The sequence below is a fragment of the Candidatus Binataceae bacterium genome, from assembly GCA_035294265.1.
GTDB lineage: Bacteria > Desulfobacterota > Binatia > Binatales > Binataceae > DATGLK01.
The window spans coordinates 17,029-36,352 of record DATGLK010000102.1 but is presented as its reverse complement, the minus strand read 5'-3'; the positions used below and the strand labels follow the sequence as shown (position 1 = coordinate 36,352).

Annotated in this window: 13 protein-coding genes and 1 tRNA gene; 4 read left to right on the top strand and 10 right to left on the bottom strand. The window is 60.4% G+C overall.

The window, feature by feature from the left end; genetic code table 11:
* Positions 1-79 precede the first annotated feature (79 nt).
* Positions 80-1,324, top strand: a complete 1,245-nt coding sequence (locus VKV28_15810; protein ID HLH78269.1) for an MFS transporter — start codon at positions 80-82, stop codon at positions 1,322-1,324.
* Between the two features lie 12 nt (positions 1,325-1,336).
* On the opposite strand, the gene VKV28_15805 is transcribed toward VKV28_15810, so the two are convergent.
* The 10 genes from VKV28_15805 to VKV28_15760 form a co-directional block, all read right to left on the bottom strand.
* Positions 1,337-2,947 (bottom strand): CocE/NonD family hydrolase, encoded by a 1,611-nt coding sequence (locus tag VKV28_15805; protein ID HLH78268.1) that lies wholly within the window; start codon positions 2,945-2,947, stop codon positions 1,337-1,339.
* 17 nt (positions 2,948-2,964) lie between these two features.
* Entirely contained in the window at positions 2,965-3,915 is a 951-nt protein-coding gene (locus VKV28_15800) for an amidohydrolase family protein (protein ID HLH78267.1), read from the bottom strand.
* A gap of 249 nt (positions 3,916-4,164) precedes the next feature.
* The gene (locus VKV28_15795) at positions 4,165-8,337 is read right to left on the bottom strand and encodes a G8 domain-containing protein (GenBank protein HLH78266.1); all 4,173 of its coding nucleotides are present in this window, start codon (positions 8,335-8,337) and stop codon (positions 4,165-4,167) included.
* Between the two features lie 85 nt (positions 8,338-8,422).
* Positions 8,423-8,779, bottom strand: coding sequence for a hypothetical protein (locus VKV28_15790; GenBank protein ID HLH78265.1), 357 nt, complete (start codon positions 8,777-8,779; stop codon positions 8,423-8,425).
* A 149-nt stretch (positions 8,780-8,928) separates the two neighbouring features.
* The gene (locus tag VKV28_15785; GenBank protein ID HLH78264.1) at positions 8,929-10,461 is read right to left on the bottom strand and encodes a sigma 54-interacting transcriptional regulator; all 1,533 of its coding nucleotides are present in this window, start codon (positions 10,459-10,461) and stop codon (positions 8,929-8,931) included.
* Between the two features lie 594 nt (positions 10,462-11,055).
* Positions 11,056-11,856, bottom strand: a complete 801-nt coding sequence (locus tag VKV28_15780) for a universal stress protein (GenBank protein ID HLH78263.1) — start codon at positions 11,854-11,856, stop codon at positions 11,056-11,058.
* Positions 11,857-12,044: 188 nt separating this feature from the next.
* Positions 12,045-13,628 carry a sigma-54 dependent transcriptional regulator gene (locus tag VKV28_15775; protein HLH78262.1) on the bottom strand — a complete coding sequence of 528 codons (1,584 nt, stop codon included), beginning with the start codon at positions 13,626-13,628 and terminating at the stop codon, positions 12,045-12,047.
* Between the two features lie 92 nt (positions 13,629-13,720).
* The gene (locus VKV28_15770; GenBank protein HLH78261.1) at positions 13,721-14,701 is read right to left on the bottom strand and encodes a phosphotransferase; all 981 of its coding nucleotides are present in this window, start codon (positions 14,699-14,701) and stop codon (positions 13,721-13,723) included.
* A 527-nt stretch (positions 14,702-15,228) separates the two neighbouring features.
* Positions 15,229-15,312: transfer RNA gene (locus VKV28_15765), tRNA-Leu, on the bottom strand.
* A gap of 589 nt (positions 15,313-15,901) precedes the next feature.
* Positions 15,902-16,135 carry a hypothetical protein gene (locus tag VKV28_15760; protein ID HLH78260.1) on the bottom strand — a complete coding sequence of 78 codons (234 nt, stop codon included), beginning with the start codon at positions 16,133-16,135 and terminating at the stop codon, positions 15,902-15,904.
* A 26-nt stretch (positions 16,136-16,161) separates the two neighbouring features.
* On the opposite strand from VKV28_15760, the gene VKV28_15755 reads away from it, so the two are divergent.
* Genes VKV28_15755 through tcmP form a run of 3 tightly spaced genes read left to right on the top strand, consistent with a single transcriptional unit; the run spans position 16,162 to position 18,796 of the window.
* Positions 16,162-17,364, top strand: a complete 1,203-nt coding sequence (locus VKV28_15755; protein HLH78259.1) for an ATP-binding protein — start codon at positions 16,162-16,164, stop codon at positions 17,362-17,364.
* A 56-nt stretch (positions 17,365-17,420) separates the two neighbouring features.
* Positions 17,421-18,104, top strand: coding sequence for a transcriptional repressor LexA (gene lexA / locus VKV28_15750; protein HLH78258.1), 684 nt, complete (start codon positions 17,421-17,423; stop codon positions 18,102-18,104).
* Positions 18,101-18,796, top strand: a complete 696-nt coding sequence (gene tcmP, locus VKV28_15745; GenBank protein HLH78257.1) for a three-Cys-motif partner protein TcmP — start codon at positions 18,101-18,103, stop codon at positions 18,794-18,796. The genes lexA and tcmP overlap by 4 nt, the downstream gene beginning before the upstream one ends.
* Positions 18,797-19,324 lie beyond the last annotated feature (528 nt).

The window sequence follows — 19,324 nt, the reverse complement described above, 5'->3', positions numbered from 1 at the left end:
AGCCGCGCCCGCCTGGGCGGTTAGCTCGATTCGCCCACGAGCGACGTGAAACGCCGCGGTCCGTGCATAGGGGGTGAGGATGGACGCTAGAGAGAAGCGCGCATGGTGGCTGGTCGCCATTATGTTCGTCGAGATGTTTTTCGTTCACGGCGCTTTCATCATTCTGCCCGTTTATATGATCCCCATCGAGCGCGCCTTCGGCTGGAACCGCCTGCGTTCATCCACACTGCAAACATTCGCGGGCTTCTCGATGGGCGCGATCGGAATGCCGCTGGTGGGCTGGCTCATTGACTTCCTCGATGCACAAATCGTGATGAGCGCCGGCGTGGTCGTGCTCAGCGCTGGATTCATTCTTGCCGCGCTGGCCCATTCCTACGCTGCGTTGGCCGTGAGCTACTTTCTCATCGGCCTGGGCGATGCGGCGGCGACTCTCAGTCCCTGCGCGGTGGTCGTTTCCAATTGGTTCGAGCCGCGACGTCGAGGCCTCGCGTTGGGCTTGGCCCTGGCGGGTATGTCGGTAGGCGGGATGGTTCTTTACATCGTGGTCAACCGGGTGATTTACAGCTGGGGTTGGCGTGCCAGTTATGCGGTCGTTCCGTTACCGATCATCGTGTTGATCCTGCCGCTGGTGATCTGGAAAGTGCGCACTCGTCCGCTGCAAAGCGCGGTCGCCGGCTCGGCCGCCAGCATTCTGCCCGGAGCGGAATTGGGCGAAGCGATGCGTGGGCGTGCCTTCTGGCTGATTGCGGTCTGTCAATTCACCTTCAACCTCACCCTCGCCGCGACTACTGCTCATACTATTCCCTATATCACCGGCGCCGGTTATGGCCGTACGGTAGCGGTGCGCGCGTTTGGAATCGCTACCGGCTTGGCCGGCGTGGGCAAGGTGATCATGGGTTGGTTGGCCGACCGGATCAGCGGCCGAACGGCGTTGGCGCTCGATCTTTTCGGTAACGCCATCGGCGTGAGCATGCTGCTGTTTGTCGGTTATGAAATTGTCCTGGTTGGCTGGACCGTGGTCTGGGGATTGACGATCATTGCGCCGCTGTCGCTAATCCCACTGGTTATCACCGAATGTTACGGACTAAAGCGGCTGGGCTCGCTGATTGGCCTGCTCTATATGTTTTCGGCGCTGGGCGGCGCGCTGGGTCCGGTCTCGATGGGCTGGCTGTACGTGCATACCCAGACTTACCGCTATGGCTTCGAGATCTTGGCCACCCTGCTGATTTTCGCTGCCATCTGTGCCTTGGGATGCAAGCCGCGCCATCCCGAGGTGCCGGTCGCCGCGCGAGCGCACACTGGCGCCGCCGTCGGCGTGGGGTGAGCCGAAGACAACTCACTCCGCGTCGAGGACTGGCAGTTCCAGGTAGGAGGGATACTTAGCATCGTGGAAAATCGTATCCGCGCCGATCTTGTCGGGCCGATACATATGCATGCTCAGCGGATCGAATACCGGTGAGTCGGTGCAAGCGATTTCCAGCCGGATGCGATTGCCTTTGCTGAAGCGATAAGCACAGGGTACGATCGCGATTTCTATCTGGTAAATCTTTCCCGGTTCCAGCGGCACTGCGCGCGCATGGGTGTAATAGGGGGCGTCCTCGCGATCAAAGCGCGGGTCGCGCTCCTGGTGGGAGGCGCGCAGCCAGCCGCGCCCCACCACTCGAAAGCGCGGCTGCATACCGGCGGCGGGCTCCTGCGCGAACTGCTCGCAGACTTTGACCAAAAAATCCATGTCGTCGCGGGTCGAAGAGGCATAGAGTACCAGCTTCGCGCCGCCGGCGAGTTCCAGGTCCTTGTCTAGCGTCGGGGTCGTGAAGGTCAGCACCTGGCGCACCGGATCGGGCGGCTGCGGTCCCACCACTACGCCCAGCCAGGTCGGCTGCGGATAAGAATAGGTGGTGCTGCCGCCGCCAGGCGATGGGGCTGGCGCCAGCAGGCCGTCGTTGAGCGAGCTTACGCTGCCGCTGGGCCCCTTGGCCAGGAACAGGCGGCGGCGCTTTACACCCGGCGGCGGCCAGGTCTCGAAACAGCGTATTACCCCGGTATTATGGACGGCGTACTCGACGTTGGGGCGGTTCTCGAAGCCGTTTTGCTGGTCCTTCAGGTAGCGGTCGTAAAAGGGCAGCAGGTACTTTTGATGAAATTCGACGCTGGCGAAGTCCAACAGCGCGGTCAACGGCGATGCAGTGGCGGTAATCAGCAACTTACGCGGCCCGCGGACCCGCTCGTAGCCGATCAGCATCCCCGGCAGATGAAAGTCGTTCTTTGCCCACACGCCAATGATAAAAGCCGGGACCTGAATCTTGTCGAGCTGCTCGACGGCGGCCCGCTCGCGCCAGAACTCGTCGTAAAACGGATGGCGCTGGATGTCGAGCATCAGATCACGGGTCACTTCGCGCGGGTGGTCGCGGTTAGCGGGATGGAGATTGGGCAGGCGTACACTGATGGTGTACCAGAAGCTGGGGAAGTACCCCTCGATGCCGCCCTGGTAAGCCAGGTAGCGATAGGGATCGGTCATCCCATCATAGGGCGCGATGCAGGCCAGATGGGGAGGGTTGACCGCTCCCATGAACCATTGCGCCATGCAGTAGTAGGATTCGCCGATTCCGCCTACCTTGCCGCTGCACCAGGGCTGGCGCGCGATCCATTCGACGACGTCGAACATGTCCTGCTGCTCAATGCGATCGAGCAGCCCGAACTCGCCGTCGGAAATCCCGGTCCCGCGCACATCGACGTGCACGAAGGCATAACCCTGCGAGACATACCATTCGATCGGCCCGGTCTCACGCCATAGGAATTGCGGCGAGGGCGGTAGTTGGTTGTTGTCGTAGCGGTAAGGACCTATCGCCAGCAAGGCCGGGCTCCGGCCGCTGTCGGGCCGGTAGATCCGCGCTCCCAGGCGGGCGCCATCGCGCATTGAAACCAAAACGTCCTTCTCGTCGATCATGGTGCGCTTCCCACTGTTCAGTTGGCGGGTTTGAGAAGAACCGCGGCGGGATTGTCCTCCAGGATGGCTCTGACGTCGGCCGCGGGTCGTCCACAACTTTCGATGTACTCCACGCAGCCCTGATACCATTGCGCGCTCTGATAAGGATAGTCACTGCCCAGCACTAACCGGTCCCATCCCAGCGTGTCGCCGGCGCAGCGCAGCGCGGGAGACGAGTTGTGCGCCACAGTGTCGTACCACATCCGCCGCGCCGTCGCGCTGGGCTTCTCGTCCAGCGGCGTTCCGAACAGCGGCATCAGATGGTCTAGCCGCGCGATCAACATGGGCAAGGCGCCGCCCAGGTGCGAAATCACTATCCTAATTTCGGGGTAGCGCTGGGGAAATTTGCGCGCGATCAGTTGCAACGCCACCACGGTGTCTTCGATCGGCGCCCCGATCGCCCAGGTCAGGCCGTACTCCTCCACATGCGGCGAGCAGGCGCCCACGCCCGCCGGATGAATAAACAACGCAGCGCGGCGGCGGTTAAGCTCCTCGAAGAATGGATCGAACGCCGGATCGGCAATCGGCTTGCCCAGCACCGAGGTGGTGACGTTGACGCCCACCGCGTGCAGCTCGTCTATCGCCCGCTCCAGCTCGCGCATCGCGGCGTCCAAATGCGGCAGGGGCGTGGAGGCGAACAGCGCGAAGCGACCGGGATGGCGCCGCACCACTTCGGCGTAAGTGTCGTTGGCGGTGCGGGCAGCGACGATCGCATCCTCGGGGCGGGCGAAATACGGTCCGTGCGCGCCTGCCGACAGCACCTGCATCTTCACCCGCGCCCGGTCCATGTCGCGCAGGCGCGCTTCCAGTTCCTCCGGCGCGTCGCCGGCGTGCAAACCGCGCAGGACGCCGACCCCGCGCAAACCGCATCGCTCCAGCTGCCCCAGGTATTGCGCCGGATAGTAATGGCTATGCAGATCGATTCGCATCGCGTCCCCCTCGCTGTGGAATTATCGGCTAATCTAACAAAACGGCAGGTTGGCGGCCCAGTCTCGCCGAAACGGCTTATCATAAAGCGTTGAAGCTGTTCGGGGGCTCACCGCCTGTATGCGCGAGTCGCTCGTTATTGTCAACGCCATGCTGCCCAACAAAACTCGCTGGCACACCCCCGTGCTCACTTTTTCGACATCAACTCTTTCTCCCTTCTTGGGCGCGCTTTCTGAACACGAGGGTTGTTGCTAGGGGCCGGTGCATTTCCAGGGTTGGGCCGCGACCCCGATCGTGGTTCCGCTGCCGCCTAGGCCGCAGCAGGTATTTCCGCTGGTGCTCCAGCCGGTCGAGGTGACGGTGACGTTCTGATTGCATTGGCAAATGCCCGAGGTGCACGGAGAAGCGGACGCTGTCACCATGTATGCTCCCGGGCTCAGCGGGTAAAGCGGATTACCCTGAACTGGAATTGGGGTGACGTTGGGGGTCAGAGTCACCGAGACGCCGGCGGGCAGCGCGATGGTGAAGTTGGTCGGAATGGCGGAGGGGGGCGCGGGCGGCCAGTCGGGCGTGGCCGGCGGGTTAGTGGGACAAAACTTCGTCGGCTCGTTGGAGGCAACCTGATGCGGAAACGCCGGGTTGGTGGCTTCAAGCTGGGGCAGCACGACCTGACCGTCCGAGTATGCGAGCTGGTTCAAGTTGGATGGATAGGGCTGGGTATAATCAGTAAAGGCCGAAGGTCCATAGGGAATGCAATCGGACGGCCCACTGGGAGTGTAGTGACTCGGGTCCACCTCGATGGTGTAGAGTTCGGCCCCACTGCCCGGAGCGGAGTAGAAATTTTCCCCGGTACAGGCCGGGTCGCTGGTGTTCTGGGTCCCGCTGCAACTGCCCAGCGGCGAACTGTATGCGCCTCCCGCATTGGGCTGTTCCTGAACCAGATCGAGGAACAACAGGCCCGAGATCGAGTCATAATAGAAGCACGTTCCGTTGGGGCACATCGTTGGATCCGAAAGCTGAGCTAACGACGCGACTTGGGTAAGACGCATCGGAGCGCCGGGAGGATTAGGCGCAGTGCCAGGCGCGGGAGTGGGAACCGCGGTCGGGGCGGGATAGAAAGGCGCCGATGGACACTTGCCGTCCAGGCACGACAATGGGTTGGCGTTAGTGCCGCAGAGCACGTTGTCCAAACCCTGGCAGGAGGTTGTCTGAGGCAGAATCAATCCGGCCAGACTGTCAAAGTTGCCAAACGGACCAACGAACAGCTTGCTGCCCTTGTATACGATAAAGGCGTTGGCGGGAACGTTCTTCTGGTAGCAAATACCAATGCGCGCCTGGAACGGGTTTTGGGGGCTGATCCCCCCGGGCAGATCGGCGTCGGTGTACATCAACGATACAAAATTGGGCATGCCAACACTGGATTGAACCGTGTAACCAAGCCCATTGACCAACTTGGGCTCGTATACGCCCTGCCCGTTGCGGCCGGTGAGCGCCACGCAAGCGTGGCCTTCGACTCCAGTCCCGCTGGCCAGGCTACCGCCGCAGTTGACCGTCGCGATCTGATTGTTGTTGGTGATCGCCTGATCGGTGAACTGGAACTGCGCGGCACCCCCGTTGCTGGGATAGTCGATCTCGTCCTTGGTGAAGACCATCACGCCGCTGTTGGCGCAGGAGCCGCCCGAACAGCCATTGAGGGCGGAGAACTCCAGAGTCGCATAACTATAGGGGCTCATCAGCGAGGTTGGACGCTGCTCGAGCACGTTGTCTTGCGCACCATCCGAGAGGCATTCGTCAACCGTGCCGGGTCCGGCCAGGAATGGCAGATTGTTCAGCGAAATCGGGTAGGCGCCGGCGATCGGCGAACCGCCGCCGTTGGGCACCACCTGCAGACCGGTCAGCGTGGTGTCGTGGTCTTGGATCACGGTGAACTTGTCGCCGTCGCGGAAATTGGCGCCGGTGGCTGGGACGGGGGAGCAAGTATTCTCTACGTCCTGGGTATAGACCTCGTGACGCAGGGCGACGTTGTAAAACGTCAAATCTTTGGTGAACTGGGTCGGCGGATAGCTGTTTTCGTTGGACTGAAACCAACCCATCGCGGCGTCGCCTTCGTACTGGAATGGCACGCTGGGCGCGCACAGCATCTTGTTGGTATTCGAGAAATATTGAAGAAACCCCGCATCGCTGGCGGTCAGCATCGGCTCGACGCTTTGGACGAAGTTGACGAATTTGACGTTTTCAAGCCGCGCTGGCCCGTCGTAGAACATGTAGCCGAACATGTTCCATTGCGGCGTGGGGTAGCCGTTACCGATCAGACCGCCGTTGGAACTCCCCCAGCATCCCTGGCTGCCGCCAAAGCCGTCCTGCCCGGGATAAGGGCAGGGGCCGAAGCGCCAGGGATTGTTGGTGCTGATCCCGACCGCGATCGAGTTCGTGAGCAGGCCCCATTCGCCCGGCGGCGAACCTTCGGTGCCGCCGCTGGAGACCAGCGATGCGCCGTCGCGATTGGTGGCCAACCGGGCCCCATCGAGCACATACCAGCCGGGCCGCACCCAGATCCCGCGGTTGCGATTGCGCGTGGCGGTCAGGTGATCGAATTCGGTTACCACGTCGCAATTGGTCCCGCTGCCGGCCAAGGGACCGCCGACGCACGACCCTTGAGGGGTGTAATTGACGGCGCCCGTCACATTCAAATCCGACGCGGTGTCGAATCCCGTATAACAGCCGTGCGCCCGATTGGATGAAAAATTACCCGCAGGTAGCGGCAGTTTCGCCACGTCGGGTTGACTCGCGGGAGGCAGAATCCAAAAGGCGCGGCCCTGGTCCTGGCATCCACTGACGTCGTTGCCGACAAACTTATTGGCTGCCGGGTTGGTGATCCAGAAACCCGATGAAGTTTCGCCCAGCGGATCGCCGATCACGGTCGCGGCGGAGGGCGCCTGATTGTCGGTGAAGGGAATATTGAAGCCGTTGTAGCCGTAGCCGTTTTGCGCCGCCAGGTAGTCTCCGCTCCAAAAGGCGGCTAGCGCGTTGGTGTTGCCCGCCGGGATGCTGAACTCGTTGCTCATCACCCCCACGCCGAGGTTGTCCACCAAAGTGTCGCCGGTTTCGGTCCCGGTTTCGAAGTAGAAGAGGTGGTCGACGATGCGAGCGCAGATATTATTACTGATGGTCAGATTGTTGGTGGCATGCAGCGTGATGCAATGGTTAAAGCCGTGGTGGATGCTGTTGCTGTTGATCAACGTGCCGGGACTGACGTCTCCCACCATGTGAAAATGGATAGGATAGCTGCCGGCCTGGTCCTTGCCGAATTTTTCGATCTCCACGCCTTGAATCTGGACCAGGTTGTACCCCGGCATGATTTTGATTTCGCCGCCCCAATGAGTATCTGTGCCGGTGATGGTCGACGTGAGCTTGACGTTGCGGCTGATCAAGCCGACCTCGGCGCGCTCGTCCACGCCGTAGTTCTGGCTGGGGCCGTCGTTGAAGGCATTCGCTCCCGTGTCGGGCGCGGGACCGCCAAAATGGTAGTTCACCAGCGGGGTTTTGCTATCGAGAATAATGGTGCAGGGGCCGGTGCTTGCGCCGGCGCATTGGACCGAGTCGATCATCACGAACTCGGAGCTGTCCGGGGAGAAATCGGTGCCCGCCACAACGATCCATTGGCTGGGCTGCCAATTGACGTAATCCGCCACGGTGATGGTGGTGGCGTTGTTGGGCGCGGTGACCGGACTGGCAACGCCCAGATTGGCGCCATATAAGCTCGGCGGTCCCGCTGGGGCACTCAGATAGGTCCAGCTCGGGGCCTGAGGATTCACGCCCGGCGTGGGGGTGCCGGAGGGAACCGGCGCGACGCCGGTTGAGCCATAAAGCTGCAGGGTGCCGCCCGAGTTGACGGTGATACCCTTGGTTACGCCGTTGACCGCTTGGGCGTCGGTGAAGTTGATAACCGCAACGCTGGTTCCCGGATTGTTGCTGCCAACCGGGCAGGTCGAATCGCCGGCCCGCAACGTCCCATTAACCACGATCCCGGACGTGTCGAGTTGATAGGGCTCGAAGCCTGGATCGTGGAGAAAAGCCAGAATTCCATCGCTGTTGATGGTGATGGATCCCAGGCCGGTGCCATTGGAGTCTACGAAGGATTTGTCGACGTACACATTGGGGCCGCAGCCCCCGGAGCCGATAACCACGTCACGGTTGGTATCCATGGTGCAGCTCGACAGCGGCACCGGGGCGGGGGTTGAAGTAGCAACGGCGTGGGCCACAACCCCATGAAGATTGCTGGGAGGCGCGAAGGCCTGCTGACAAAGACCCGAGACGCTGACCGGTGGAGAGGAGGAAGAGGAGCCGCCGCTGCACGAGAGGGAAAATAGGAGCAGCGTCAGCAACGCGCCGCGCACGATCCAGACGGGTCGATAAATAACCAAGTTAGCAGTCTCCTTCACCGGGATGGCCCAAGACCGAATCGCCAACCAACTAAGCAGTTACATAAAAATGGTGATTGTAGCAAGATTAAGAAAAAATTTGCTTCTTTTTTTTCAGATTAGGTAATTGTCGCACAAGGGCGGGGCAGGGCGGTCCAGCGAGCGGGGTTAATTTCGTTTCGGGGGTGGCTCCCGTCGACACCGAAGCCGCCTGCGCAGGTCCGGGAATCCGCTCGCACGGCGCGCGCCAGTAAACCCCCCGGTCCTTCCGCTCTTGCTCGCCGTATAGCGGGATTTGGGTGCTATCTATGTCCAGCACCACCCGCCGCAGCAAATCGATGGCTTCCGCCTTGGCGATCGATTCACGGTTGGGCGCGGCTAGACCGGCGAGTTTGCCTACTGCTGTCGGCAGCTCAGTCTCGAACGATCGCAGAGGGGCGGTCAACCGCCCCTTGAGGTGCTACCAGCGCTCATCAGCCCCTTAGCGTCGTCGAGCAGGGGAAACAACGTGTCCTACCGACACAATAAGTCGCAGCCTTGACTCTTTCGGCGTCAGCGTAGGGATCTATTCGAGCCAGGGCGCGACGTGAGGCTTCAGAACCAGCCATATTGTTTCAATTTGCTGTAAAGCTTCTTGCGCGATATTCCCAGCATCATTGCGGCCTGAACCTTGTTGCCCTTGGTCGCGGCTAAGGCCCGGCCGATAGCCTGTCGTTCAGCCTCGGCTAGATCTCCCACTTGGGCTTTTGCGGTCACCGCCTTGCTGGAGGAGGAAGCCGCGCGAACGGCATCCGGAAGGTCGGCCAATTCGATCCGCGGACCCTGCGCGAAGGTGGCCGCGGATTCGATCGCATTGGCCAGCTCGCGTACGTTCCCCGGCCAATGGTAAGCGCGCATCCGGGCAAGCGCATCGGGGGCAATTCCGGCAAGTGGCGGCGTACGGTCCAGGCGCTGGTTGTAGAGTTCCTGGAAGTGCGCGATGAGCAGCGGCAAGTCATCCATTCGCTCGCGCAGCGGGGGCACCTCGAGCACCATCGCTTGCAGGCGATAGTAGAGGTCCTCACGCAGGCGGCCGGCGGTAACCGCTTCAAGGGGCTGGCGGTTGGTCGACGCAACCAGGCGCAGGTTGATCGGCAGCTCGCGGGTATGGCCCACCGGGCGGACGGCGCGCTCTTGAAGTGCGCGCAGCAGTTTGGACTGAGTGTCAAGCGCCATTTCGGTAATTTCGTCAAGGAAAAGCGTGCCGCCTTCGGCGGCGCGAAAAAGCCCCAGATACTCCTCGCCTGCGCCACTGAAGGCACCCCGCTTGTGGCCGAACAACTCGCTCTCCACCAACTCGCGCGGTATGGCCGCGCAGTTGAACGGAATAAAAGGACCGTGGGCGCCTGGCCCAGCTTCATGGAGTGCGCGCGCCACCAGTTCTTTACCCACCCCGGTCTCGCCGACCAGCAGGACGGTCCCTTGGCGCTGGACCGCCGCTCGACAAATCCGCTCGTAGAGCCGGCGCATCGCGGGGCTTGCTCCTACCAAGCCGTGAAAATGCTCGCGTCGCTCCAGCGGAAGCATTCCAGCTTCGTTTTCGAGTTCATAAATCCGCGTGCTGAGCAGCGAGGCGCGTACACGGAAATAGGTATCGGCCAGCACGATGCTGCGAATGTGGCTGAGCTTGTCGAACGCCAGGTAGGTAGCGGGCAGGGGCGGAAATCCAGGCAGCGACTTGGCGACGCTCTCCTCGAACAGGTGCATCGAAATAATGACTTCGTAGTAGGGGACTTGGCGCTGGGCCAAATTCTCGGCTTCGCGCCGGATATGTTCGATAAAGCCGTCCAGGTCGTGACGGAGCAGAAGATCGACGGTTTCTCGCAGCTCTTTGCTGAAGATCTCGCGAAATTCCGCCTCGGAGAGCGCGCGCCCTTCACCCAGATGGGTGCGATACTGGTCGTGCCAGTGATCCAAAATGGGGGCATGGTAACGGGAGATCCCCTCCAGCACGGCACGCAGCTCATCTAAGTCGTGGTTCCACAAAAAGCCCAGATAAGCGGGCCGCCCCAGCCGCGATTGAACCGGCGCGAAGCTGGTTGATTGCGCCTGTTTTTTGTCGACCTTGTTAACTGTTGTCTTCTTCATCTATTTGCCATAGCGCGTCAGGTTAACATGGCTGCCTGAGGAGGTCGAAACCAATCGGCGGCGGGTTTTGGCACGAATCTCGCCGCATGCCCCTTTTGCCGATCGGAAAGTGGCTTTCTTTGCGCACCGTGCGTCCTAGCCTGCTGATCCTTTCGGCAGACCGAGCACTCCGCCGTCTCCTATCGATTTGGCAAGCGCCGTGTGCGGGTGGCTTGCCGCAGATCCGCACACAGCGGTCAAATAGTTGAGCCGGCGGGGTCTGAGGGTAATTGTCCTGGACGATGCGGCAATCGGCAGGGGAGAGCGCAGCTTGCTAGCACCACGACTGCAGCAATAGCTGTCTGCCCCCGGCGTGCTCTACCCTGCCCCTCGCCACAATACCGCCACCGAACGCTCGGCCGGGTACTCGGAGTCCATTTCTACACAGCGTGGTCAGCGGAGAGAATACGTATCCGCTGGGTAATTGCAGGGCTTTGTCCTTACCGCGCAGTCAGCGTCCACCACGCCGTCCTCTACCGGTTGGTGCAAGCGGTGCGAAACATTCAAACCGTGACGACATAGCTGGGTACTCCTATCAGGAGCCTCGACAAGTCCTTAGTTATGTCGATCCACCAGCTTGCCGATCACCTCGTCGGTCGACAGCATGCCCAAGAGCCGGCCGTTTTCAACTACCGGCAAAGCGCCGACCTTGAGTCTCACCAGGAGCTGAGCTGCTTCACGAACGGTCATGGCGGGAGTGGCACAAACCGGCGCCTTGGTCATGGCATGCTTGACCAGGATGTCGCGTTTGTTTGGGTGCGAGCGCAAATCGCGGTCGGTGATAATCCCGATCAGAACCTCATCCTCCATTACTGGCAGTGACCTCTGACCGGTATCTTCCATCACCTGGCGTGCCTGCTCCAAGGTGAGCGTGCTGGCGACGGTTTCCGGAGCCTTCAGCATCACGTCCGTCACCCGAGCCTCTACGGGGCCGGCTTGGGCAGGTTTGAAGCTGAGCACTGGGCAAGGAGCGTCGCGTACGACGCGCTCGGCGACGCTGCCCAGGATCGCGTGGGACAAGCCATGTCGGCCATGGGTGGGGAGCACAATCAGATCGCTATGATGAGTGCGCGCTGCGGCGAGAATCTCCTTGACGGTCTCCCCCACCCGTACTTCGATCTGATAGTTGACGCCCTTGAGATGCTCCCCCGCCAGTTTCTCCAGCGCTTTCTGCGCTTCACCCATTTGGCCGCTCACTACACTCTGCGGCTCTCCCGGGACAAGGAACAGGGGCATTGCATGCAGGACGCGAAGCTCGCCGTCGGAATCGATTGCCACGCGTTTGGCGAACTCCAGGGCCGCGCCGGCATGATCGTCGAAATCGACCGGAACCAATATCGAATGCGTATTGAGCATCGCAGTTCCTCCCCACTCGCGAAGCAAGCGAGTTTCGTGCCATTACCTCTGTGGCTTGTCAGCCATTGCATGCCGCCGATGAAGTGGCCACTAGTCCGGTTGTGCTGTATCTTTTGGATACAGTACTCGGGCCAATTTATTGTTGCGATGGTCTCCAGCGCCGCAGACATGCCACCGCCTTTACGGCGTTATGGGGCTGGCTGCAGGCCGTATTTGCTGATCTTGGCATAAAGTTTTTTGCGCGAGATGCGGAGCATCTGAGCGGCGTGGACTTTGTTCCAATCGCACGCCTTCAGCGCGCGGCTGATTAAGTTACGCTCGGCCTCGGCGAAAGTTCCCATCCCAGGAGACGTGGTATCCGGCGCTCCATTGGACAACGCCGGGGTGGCGGATGCGGCGGGACTGCGATTGCCGCTGAGGGCCGGCGGCAGATCTTCCAACTCGATCAATCTGTTCTTGCCAAAAGTCATCGCGCTTTCGATCGCGTTGGACAACTCGCGCACGTTACCCGGCCAGGAATAACGCTGCAACGCGGCAAGCGCTCGCTGGCCTATCCCCTCGACCGGTTCCCCGCGACCCAACTGGCGGTTGAACAGGGCGATAAAATGCTCGACCAAGACAGGCACGTCCTCGATCCGCTCGCGCAACGGCGGCAAGCGCAGCATCGTGGCCTGGAGCCGATAGTAGAGATCCTGGCGCAGGATTTGAGCGCGCACTGCCTCTTCGGGATCGCGATTGGTCGAGGCTACCAGCCGCACGTCGATAGGGAGTTCGCGGGTCGCTCCTAGCGGTCGTACAGCACGCTCCTGAATCGCGCGTAGCAGCTTGGTCTGAGTCTCCGGGCTCATCTCGGTGATTTCGTCCAAAAACAAGGTCCCGCCTTCGGCGGCGCGGAACAGGCCCAAGTATTCGCTATTGGCCCCGCTGAACGCGCCCTTACGATAACCGAACAGCTCGCTTTCGATCAGGTCCTTGGGGAGGGCGGCGCAGTTGAAGGCAACAAAAGGTGCGGCGCGCCGAGGCCCGACTTCGTGCAGCGCCCGCGCGACCAACTCCTTGCCGGTACCGCTCTCGCCTACCACCAGCACCGTGCCGCTGGTCTTGCCGGCGGCTTCGATACGCTCGAACAGCGCCCGCATCGGTGCCGCCACCGAGATAATCCCGTGGAAGCTGGTGCGCTGCTCGCGCGGCAGCAACGCGGCCTCGCGCTCCAACCCGAGCAAGCGGGCGTCATGCCGTGCACTCCAGATCCGAAAATATGCGTCCACCAGCAAAATTATGCGAATATGGCTGAGCTGATCGAATTTGGTATAGACGTCTATTTGCCGCGAGGCGCCGGGGGGAAAGACCTCGCTCGCCGCCTGTTCGAAAAGTTGCAGCGAGGCAATGATTTCCTGCAAGGGAACGCCTCTTTCAGCGAGGGTCTCGCCCAGGCTGCGCACGTCCTGGGCATAGCGGTCCATATTTTTTTCCAGCAGGTCGTTCTTATTGCGAAACAGCGCCGGCTCGAAGATCTGAAAGAAATCGGCCTCGGATAAAGTGCGTTGGTCGCCGAAATGCAACGTGTAGAGTTGGTACCAGCGCGCGACCACTTCCGCGCGGCGATCCCGAAGTGCCAAAAAGATGTCGCGCATTTCCTCCAGGTCGTCGTCCCACAACAGATGAAAATGGCGAGGCGGAGCAGCTTGGGGCGCTTTCAGTTCCTTGGCGTATTCGCTGTTATGGCCGCTGCTTTTGGGCACGACGTTGGACTCAGAATGAACAACTAACATCTGATAGATCAAGGATCAAATGCCAGGATTAAAAGGCGCGACCGTCAAAAGAGCTCAGGCGATGAAGGGCGCCTGGAGGCCACGCTCCATATTCAGGCGGCATATTCCAAGGCGAGGTCCAACCATTGCCTGGCTTCGCCCCGCGCCGCAATCCGTTGAATATTGGGCAGTTCGGGCCGCAGGCTGGTTAACATTTGCAAGATGCCGCGCCAGGTGGCCTGGAAGCACTTGTAAAATTTCATGAGCTCTGGAACCTGGTGGTCGCCGGTGTTCAAAACGTAAGCCTCCAACAATCCCTGCGCCAGGTCCGAGCGCTTCGGCAACTCCAAATCGATAATAAGAGAGGCTAAATCGCCGGCCACATCCAAATAGCGCCTGCTTTCACTACAGTCGGCGCAATTGATGATGACGATCTTATCTCCGGTAAGACAGACTGATTTGCACCGCAAATCACCGTGACCCTCGCGCACCCGGCCGTCTCGAACCCGGTTGTCCAGGGATTGGCGATGGGAAATGATGTAGCGGCGCAGGTGGGCCTGCAACTGTTTAAGGCGCGCGCGCATCAGGCTGTCGGCAACCAGCTTTTGCGCTTCTTCCAGACTACCTACCAAACCGTAAAGCGCTTGTGCCGAACCCCACCGCTGCGCCTTAGCGGTCGTGGCACAGGCGTGAAAAGCGGCCAAGTGGCTGGCTAACAGCTTTACGTCGGTCAGGTTGACTGCGTCTTTGCTAAGCAGTCGGTCCAGCATCCGTTCGGCGGGCAAACGGCGCATCACGATCGCGAAATCGGTCACCTCGGATGCCGCAAGCTCGGTGGTTAGGGCATATGTGTTTTGGGTCGCGACGACGCCCTGCACGCCCAGGTAAATTTCGGGGGCCAGCCGCCGGTTCAGCTCAATCTCATCGCGGCAAAGCGCAAGACGCCGCGCCGGAGTAGTAGCGTCGATAAAGAAGAAACGGACCGGCTTCTTGATCTTGTATACACGATCTCCTGCGAATAGCAGCCAGGACCTCAAGCTATGACGTAATTCGACACTTTCGCACGGATGGGGATAAAAACCCGGCATCAGCATCGCGGCGATTAGCGGGTTTGGGAGTGCGGCCTCGCCCTTACCCCTCCCACCAGTCGATCTCCGCGGGTCGCTCAATGGCCACTTCCAACTTTCACTTTCAGGTGCTCAGAAAGCCAATCGCGTGCCAATAGCCGATTGCAAGCTGGTGACCTGCTTGCTTCTTTTTGGGCCGCTCGCTGTTCCCAAAGGCGCCAGCACGAAAAGACACAGTGGATCCGCTAGATGCGGCGCGTTGGTCGCAAGACGCGGTGGGGTGTGAATCGAACGCCATATTCGTACGGCGCCATAAGGCATCGCGGCCTCAATCGCGATTGCCGCCAAGGTCGACGAATTCGCGCTTAAATCGTTCGCGCCAGTCATCGCTGCCGCCAAATCGAAAAGGCGAAATCCGCGTCGTTGGGTTGGCGGTTGCCGACCACTTGGTTAATGCCAGCTAGAAGATCTAGCCGTAATCTAGCCTCAACTTGTGGCCTAGACCGTAGCATCGAGTTTTCGAAACAAAGACCAACGGTAAGGCCCAACGGGGATGCCGGGGGCGGGACTCGAACCCGCACGAGGTTTCCCTCAGAGGATTTTAAGTCCTCTGTGTCTACCGCTTCCACCACCCCGGCCCAGCTGTTTCTTTAAAGAAAGAATCTCCAGCCTCCTCTGCACCAAGCCGAGCCTCTGACGATCCTTGCGCCAAGGTAAACCGCAAAGCCACCACCTGCGCTCCAATCCCTAGCCGCAGTCGGCCCCTAACCGTTGCGTTGGTAAGATAGCATCCAGAAGGGCGAGGACGCACGAACCCGACGGCCTGAACTCGCGACCGGCCATGTCATTCCCGTGGGTGTTCCACTGGGAGGGAAAGCCGATCAAGGATTTCTACACCGGTTGGGACAAGGCTTGTCGCCTCGCCGGGTATCCGGACCGCGTCGCGCACGATCTGCGACGGACTGCGGCCCGCAACCTTGAGCGCGCTGGAGTCGCTCGATCCGCTGCTATGCGGATGACCGGTCATAAGACGGAGTCGATCTATCGCCGCTACGCCATAGTCGACGAAACGATGCTCCGCGAGAGCGCGGAGAAGCTGGCAGTTTACCACGCGACTGTCAGGAGCGATCTGCTATAGTCTAGCTGTTGCGCACCCAATTTTCGCTAACGTTCTAATCCGTCTGCTCTCTGCGACCCTCAAGCGGACGAAATTTTAAACACGCCGCTCTAGTCGATCGTTCGATCGTAGTGGCAAATCGACTTCTGACCGCGCTCGATTCGCGACAATGGCCGCGGTTCCCGCCGGCGATGCCGGCTGAGCGCGTCGTTCAAGGACGGGAGACCATCGAGCACCATGCGCGCATAGTCGATCTTCTGCGCCTCTGAAATCAGGGTCTCGGCGAGCAGGCGCGCGAGACCTCGGCCGCGGAAAATCAGGTCGAACCCAGTTGTGTCACTCATTACATTGAGTAAAAATACTCAGCGTGATGAGCAACACGTTGGAGACATTTCGGCGGCCTCAGGGTGCCGAGCTCACCCGCCGGCTCAGGGAGCCACGCCGGTACATCCAGGTGGTGGCGGGCGCCAGGCAGGTCGGCAAGACGACACTGGTTCAGCAGGTAACCGAAGGCCTCACCGTTCCCGTGCGTTTCGCGAGTGCCGATGAGCCAACCCTCCGCGGCGCTGACTGGATCGCTCAGCAGTGGGAGGCCGCACGCCTGTCGAGCGACCGGGGCGGCGGGATCCTCGTTCTCGATGAGGTGCAGAAAGCTGTCGGATGGTCCGAATCGGTGAAACGCTTGTGGGACGAGGACACCCGCGCGAAGCGGCCGCTCAAGGTGGTCCTCCTCGGCTCCGCGCCGCTGCTCGTCCAGCAAGGTCTCACGGAGAGTCTGGCGGGCCGTTTCGAGATTCTTCGCCTGCCGCATTGGTCTCTGGCGGAGATGCGGGAGGCGTTCGACTTCACGCTCGACCAATTTCTTTACTTTGGCGGCTATCCGGGCGCTGCGCCGTTGGCGAGGGAGCCAGATCGCTGGCGGCGGTATATCCTCGATTCCCTGGTCGAAACCACGATCGCCCGCGATGTGCTGCTGCTCACGCGCGTGGACAAACCGGCGCTGCTGCGACGCATGTTCGAACTGGGCTGCCGCTATTCCGGACAGGTGCTGTCGTACACGAAGATGCTCGGCCAGCTCCACGATGCCGGCAACACCACGACGCTCGCCCACTATCTCGAACTGCTGGGCGGAGCCGGCCTGGTCACCGGACTCTCCAAATTTGCGCGAGGTCCAGCTCGCCAGAAAGGATCGAGTCCGAAGCTGCAAGTCCTGAACACTGCTCTGATGACAGCGCAATCCGGGTTGTCTTTTGCGGAGGCGAAAGAGGAGCGCCAGTTCTGGGGACGACTGGTGGAGTCGGCAATCGGCGCTCATCTTGCGAACGCGGCGGCCGTCGACGAATGCGAACTCTTCTACTGGCGCGAGCGCAATCGTGAGGTGGACTTCGTCGCGCGTGCCGGGCGAACCTTGACGGCGATCGAGGTCAAGAGCGGCCGCGGCCGGGACACTTTTTCGGGACTGGCTTCGTTCGCGGAGTCCTTCAAGCCCGCGCGACAGCTTCTCGTTGGTGCCGACGGTATTCCACTCGAAGAATTTCTGTTAAAGCCGGTCAGCCATTGGGTCAGGCGATGACGGAAGTTTTTATGCAGGACGTCAGCGCCGTTTGACCACCACTCAATTGAGTGGTAGTGAACCATGACGTGGACGGCCTGACGCGAATTCAGGCAAGTGTGTTGGATGCCTTGCGCAAGCGGGCGGACGTGGGCAAGCCGCCGCCCACCTATCGCGAACTATGCGCGGAGTTCGGTTGGCGATCGACCGGAACTGCACGCGATCACCTGCGAGCTCTTGTTCGAAAAGGTTTCATCAAGACCACCGGCACGCATCGCAACATTCGGCTCCGCGACGACCGGCCACCGATTGCATTTGTGCCATTGTTGGGCCGTGTGGTAGCGGGCATCCCTGTCATCTCAGAGGAAGACGCAGAAGGGCACGTGGCCGTTCCTGCTGCGTGGGCCGGCAGAGATGCGTTGTTCGCGCTGCGTGTATCCGGCGACAGCATGCGAGATGCCGGAATCTTGGAAGGAGATCACGTCATTGTTCGCAAAACATCTACTGGGAACGATGGCGATATCGTGGTCGCGACCTTCGAGGGTGAGACAACTCTCAAACGTCTTCGTCTGCGTAGGAACCGCGTTAGCCTCGTCGCCGAAAACCCCGTGTATCCGCCAATCGAAGTCCGTAGTGAGGACCCCGTTATTCAGGGCGTGGTCGTTGGTTTGATGCGTTCATACCGGGTGAGTGCTTCTAGAGCGCGCAGGGCCGGCCATGGACTCGCTGGTGGGGTCGTCTCAGGGAGCGAATCGGCGTGAACCCGCGAAGACACCCTGACACACCCAGGAAAGGCCATCAGTTCGGCGGGAGTTGGACGGCTGCGAAACTCGAGTTGATCGCCAAATATCTTAGCAGCTACACAGCGGCACTGAAGGACAAACCATCGAAGCAACAACCGTTCAAAAAAGGTTACATCGACGCTTTCGCGGGCACAGGATATCGTGATGCTCGGCGAGGGGACGACGAGAACCCTTCGCAGGCATTGCTGCTGCCCGATCTGGCCGAGCAAGAGCCCCAGGAATTCCTTGACGGGTCCGCGCGTCTGGCCCTGAAGACAGAGCCTCAATTTGATAGCTACGTGTTTATTGAGCGTAGCGCGTCTAGATCGGCAAAGCTTGAGGCGCTCAAATTGGAATTTCAAGACCTCGCGAGTCGCATTCAGATCCGCGGAGGAGACGCCAACATCGAAATCCAGAAATTGTGCAAGAAGGACTGGAGTTCCCACCGGGCGGTGCTCTTTCTCGATCCCTATGGCATGCAGGTCGAATGGAAGACCATCGAGGCAATCGCGGACACGAAGGCGATGCCAATGCGCCCGATGCATCACTTCGAAGACGCGAAGGATGTAATCTACCGGCACGTCCCTGTGAAAGAGGTCGCTCATCGAATTGACGAAGATGGTTTGCGGCTTTCTCCATCGCAGCGGTGCGTCCAGCATTTGCGGCTGTAGCGTCAGACTGAACCCATTGCGATAGTTTTCTTGCCCCATGGCCTGGAGCCGCTCCGCCATGCGCTCCGCGTAACAATATTTGCAACCCGGGCTCAGCTTGGTGCAGCCGGTCACGGGATTCCATGTGGACTCAGTCCACTCTATTCCGGTGCCCTGAGCCATTAGCGTAATGCCTCCTTGAGTAGGTGGTTTGCTACACGTAGCGCAATTGGAGCGCCGTTTTGGTTACCAACCGCAAAACACAATAGGTAAAGTGGGCAGTTGCCGAATTTCGTAGGACCTTCGGATGATCCGCAACTCCAGCGAAAATGGAGCAGAGACGCTGATTGAAGTACCGACCTATTGTCTCTGTCGTTGCCTTGACGAGATGGTCCGCCTCGCCGAATAGCGTGGGCTCTCTCTCGACCCGATAAAACTCCTCGTACCAACTGTCAGTTCCGAGCAGGAGGTCGAGGCGCTTCTGCCATGATTCTGGAATGTCTCCCGACTTTGTGAGTAGGCGGTTCACCCCAATGCCAAGAGGGAACA

Bases quoted from the DNA above. Each gene is read 5' to 3' on its own strand.
- VKV28_15810 (HLH78269.1), top strand. From the start codon at position 80: ATGGACGCTAGAGAGAAGCGCGCATGGTGGCTGGTCGCCATTATGTTC.
- VKV28_15805 (HLH78268.1), bottom strand. From the start codon at position 2,947: ATGATCGACGAGAAGGACGTTTTGGTTTCAATGCGCGATGGCGCCCGC.
- VKV28_15800 (HLH78267.1), bottom strand. From the start codon at position 3,915: ATGCGAATCGATCTGCATAGCCATTACTATCCGGCGCAATACCTGGGG.
- VKV28_15785 (HLH78264.1), bottom strand. From the start codon at position 10,461: ATGAAGAAGACAACAGTTAACAAGGTCGACAAAAAACAGGCGCAATCA.
- VKV28_15780 (HLH78263.1), bottom strand. From the start codon at position 11,856: ATGCTCAATACGCATTCGATATTGGTTCCGGTCGATTTCGACGATCAT.
- VKV28_15775 (HLH78262.1), bottom strand. From the start codon at position 13,628: ATGTTAGTTGTTCATTCTGAGTCCAACGTCGTGCCCAAAAGCAGCGGC.
- VKV28_15770 (HLH78261.1), bottom strand. From the start codon at position 14,701: ATGCTGATGCCGGGTTTTTATCCCCATCCGTGCGAAAGTGTCGAATTA.
- VKV28_15760 (HLH78260.1), bottom strand. From the start codon at position 16,135: ATGAGTGACACAACTGGGTTCGACCTGATTTTCCGCGGCCGAGGTCTC.
- VKV28_15755 (HLH78259.1), top strand. From the start codon at position 16,162: ATGAGCAACACGTTGGAGACATTTCGGCGGCCTCAGGGTGCCGAGCTC.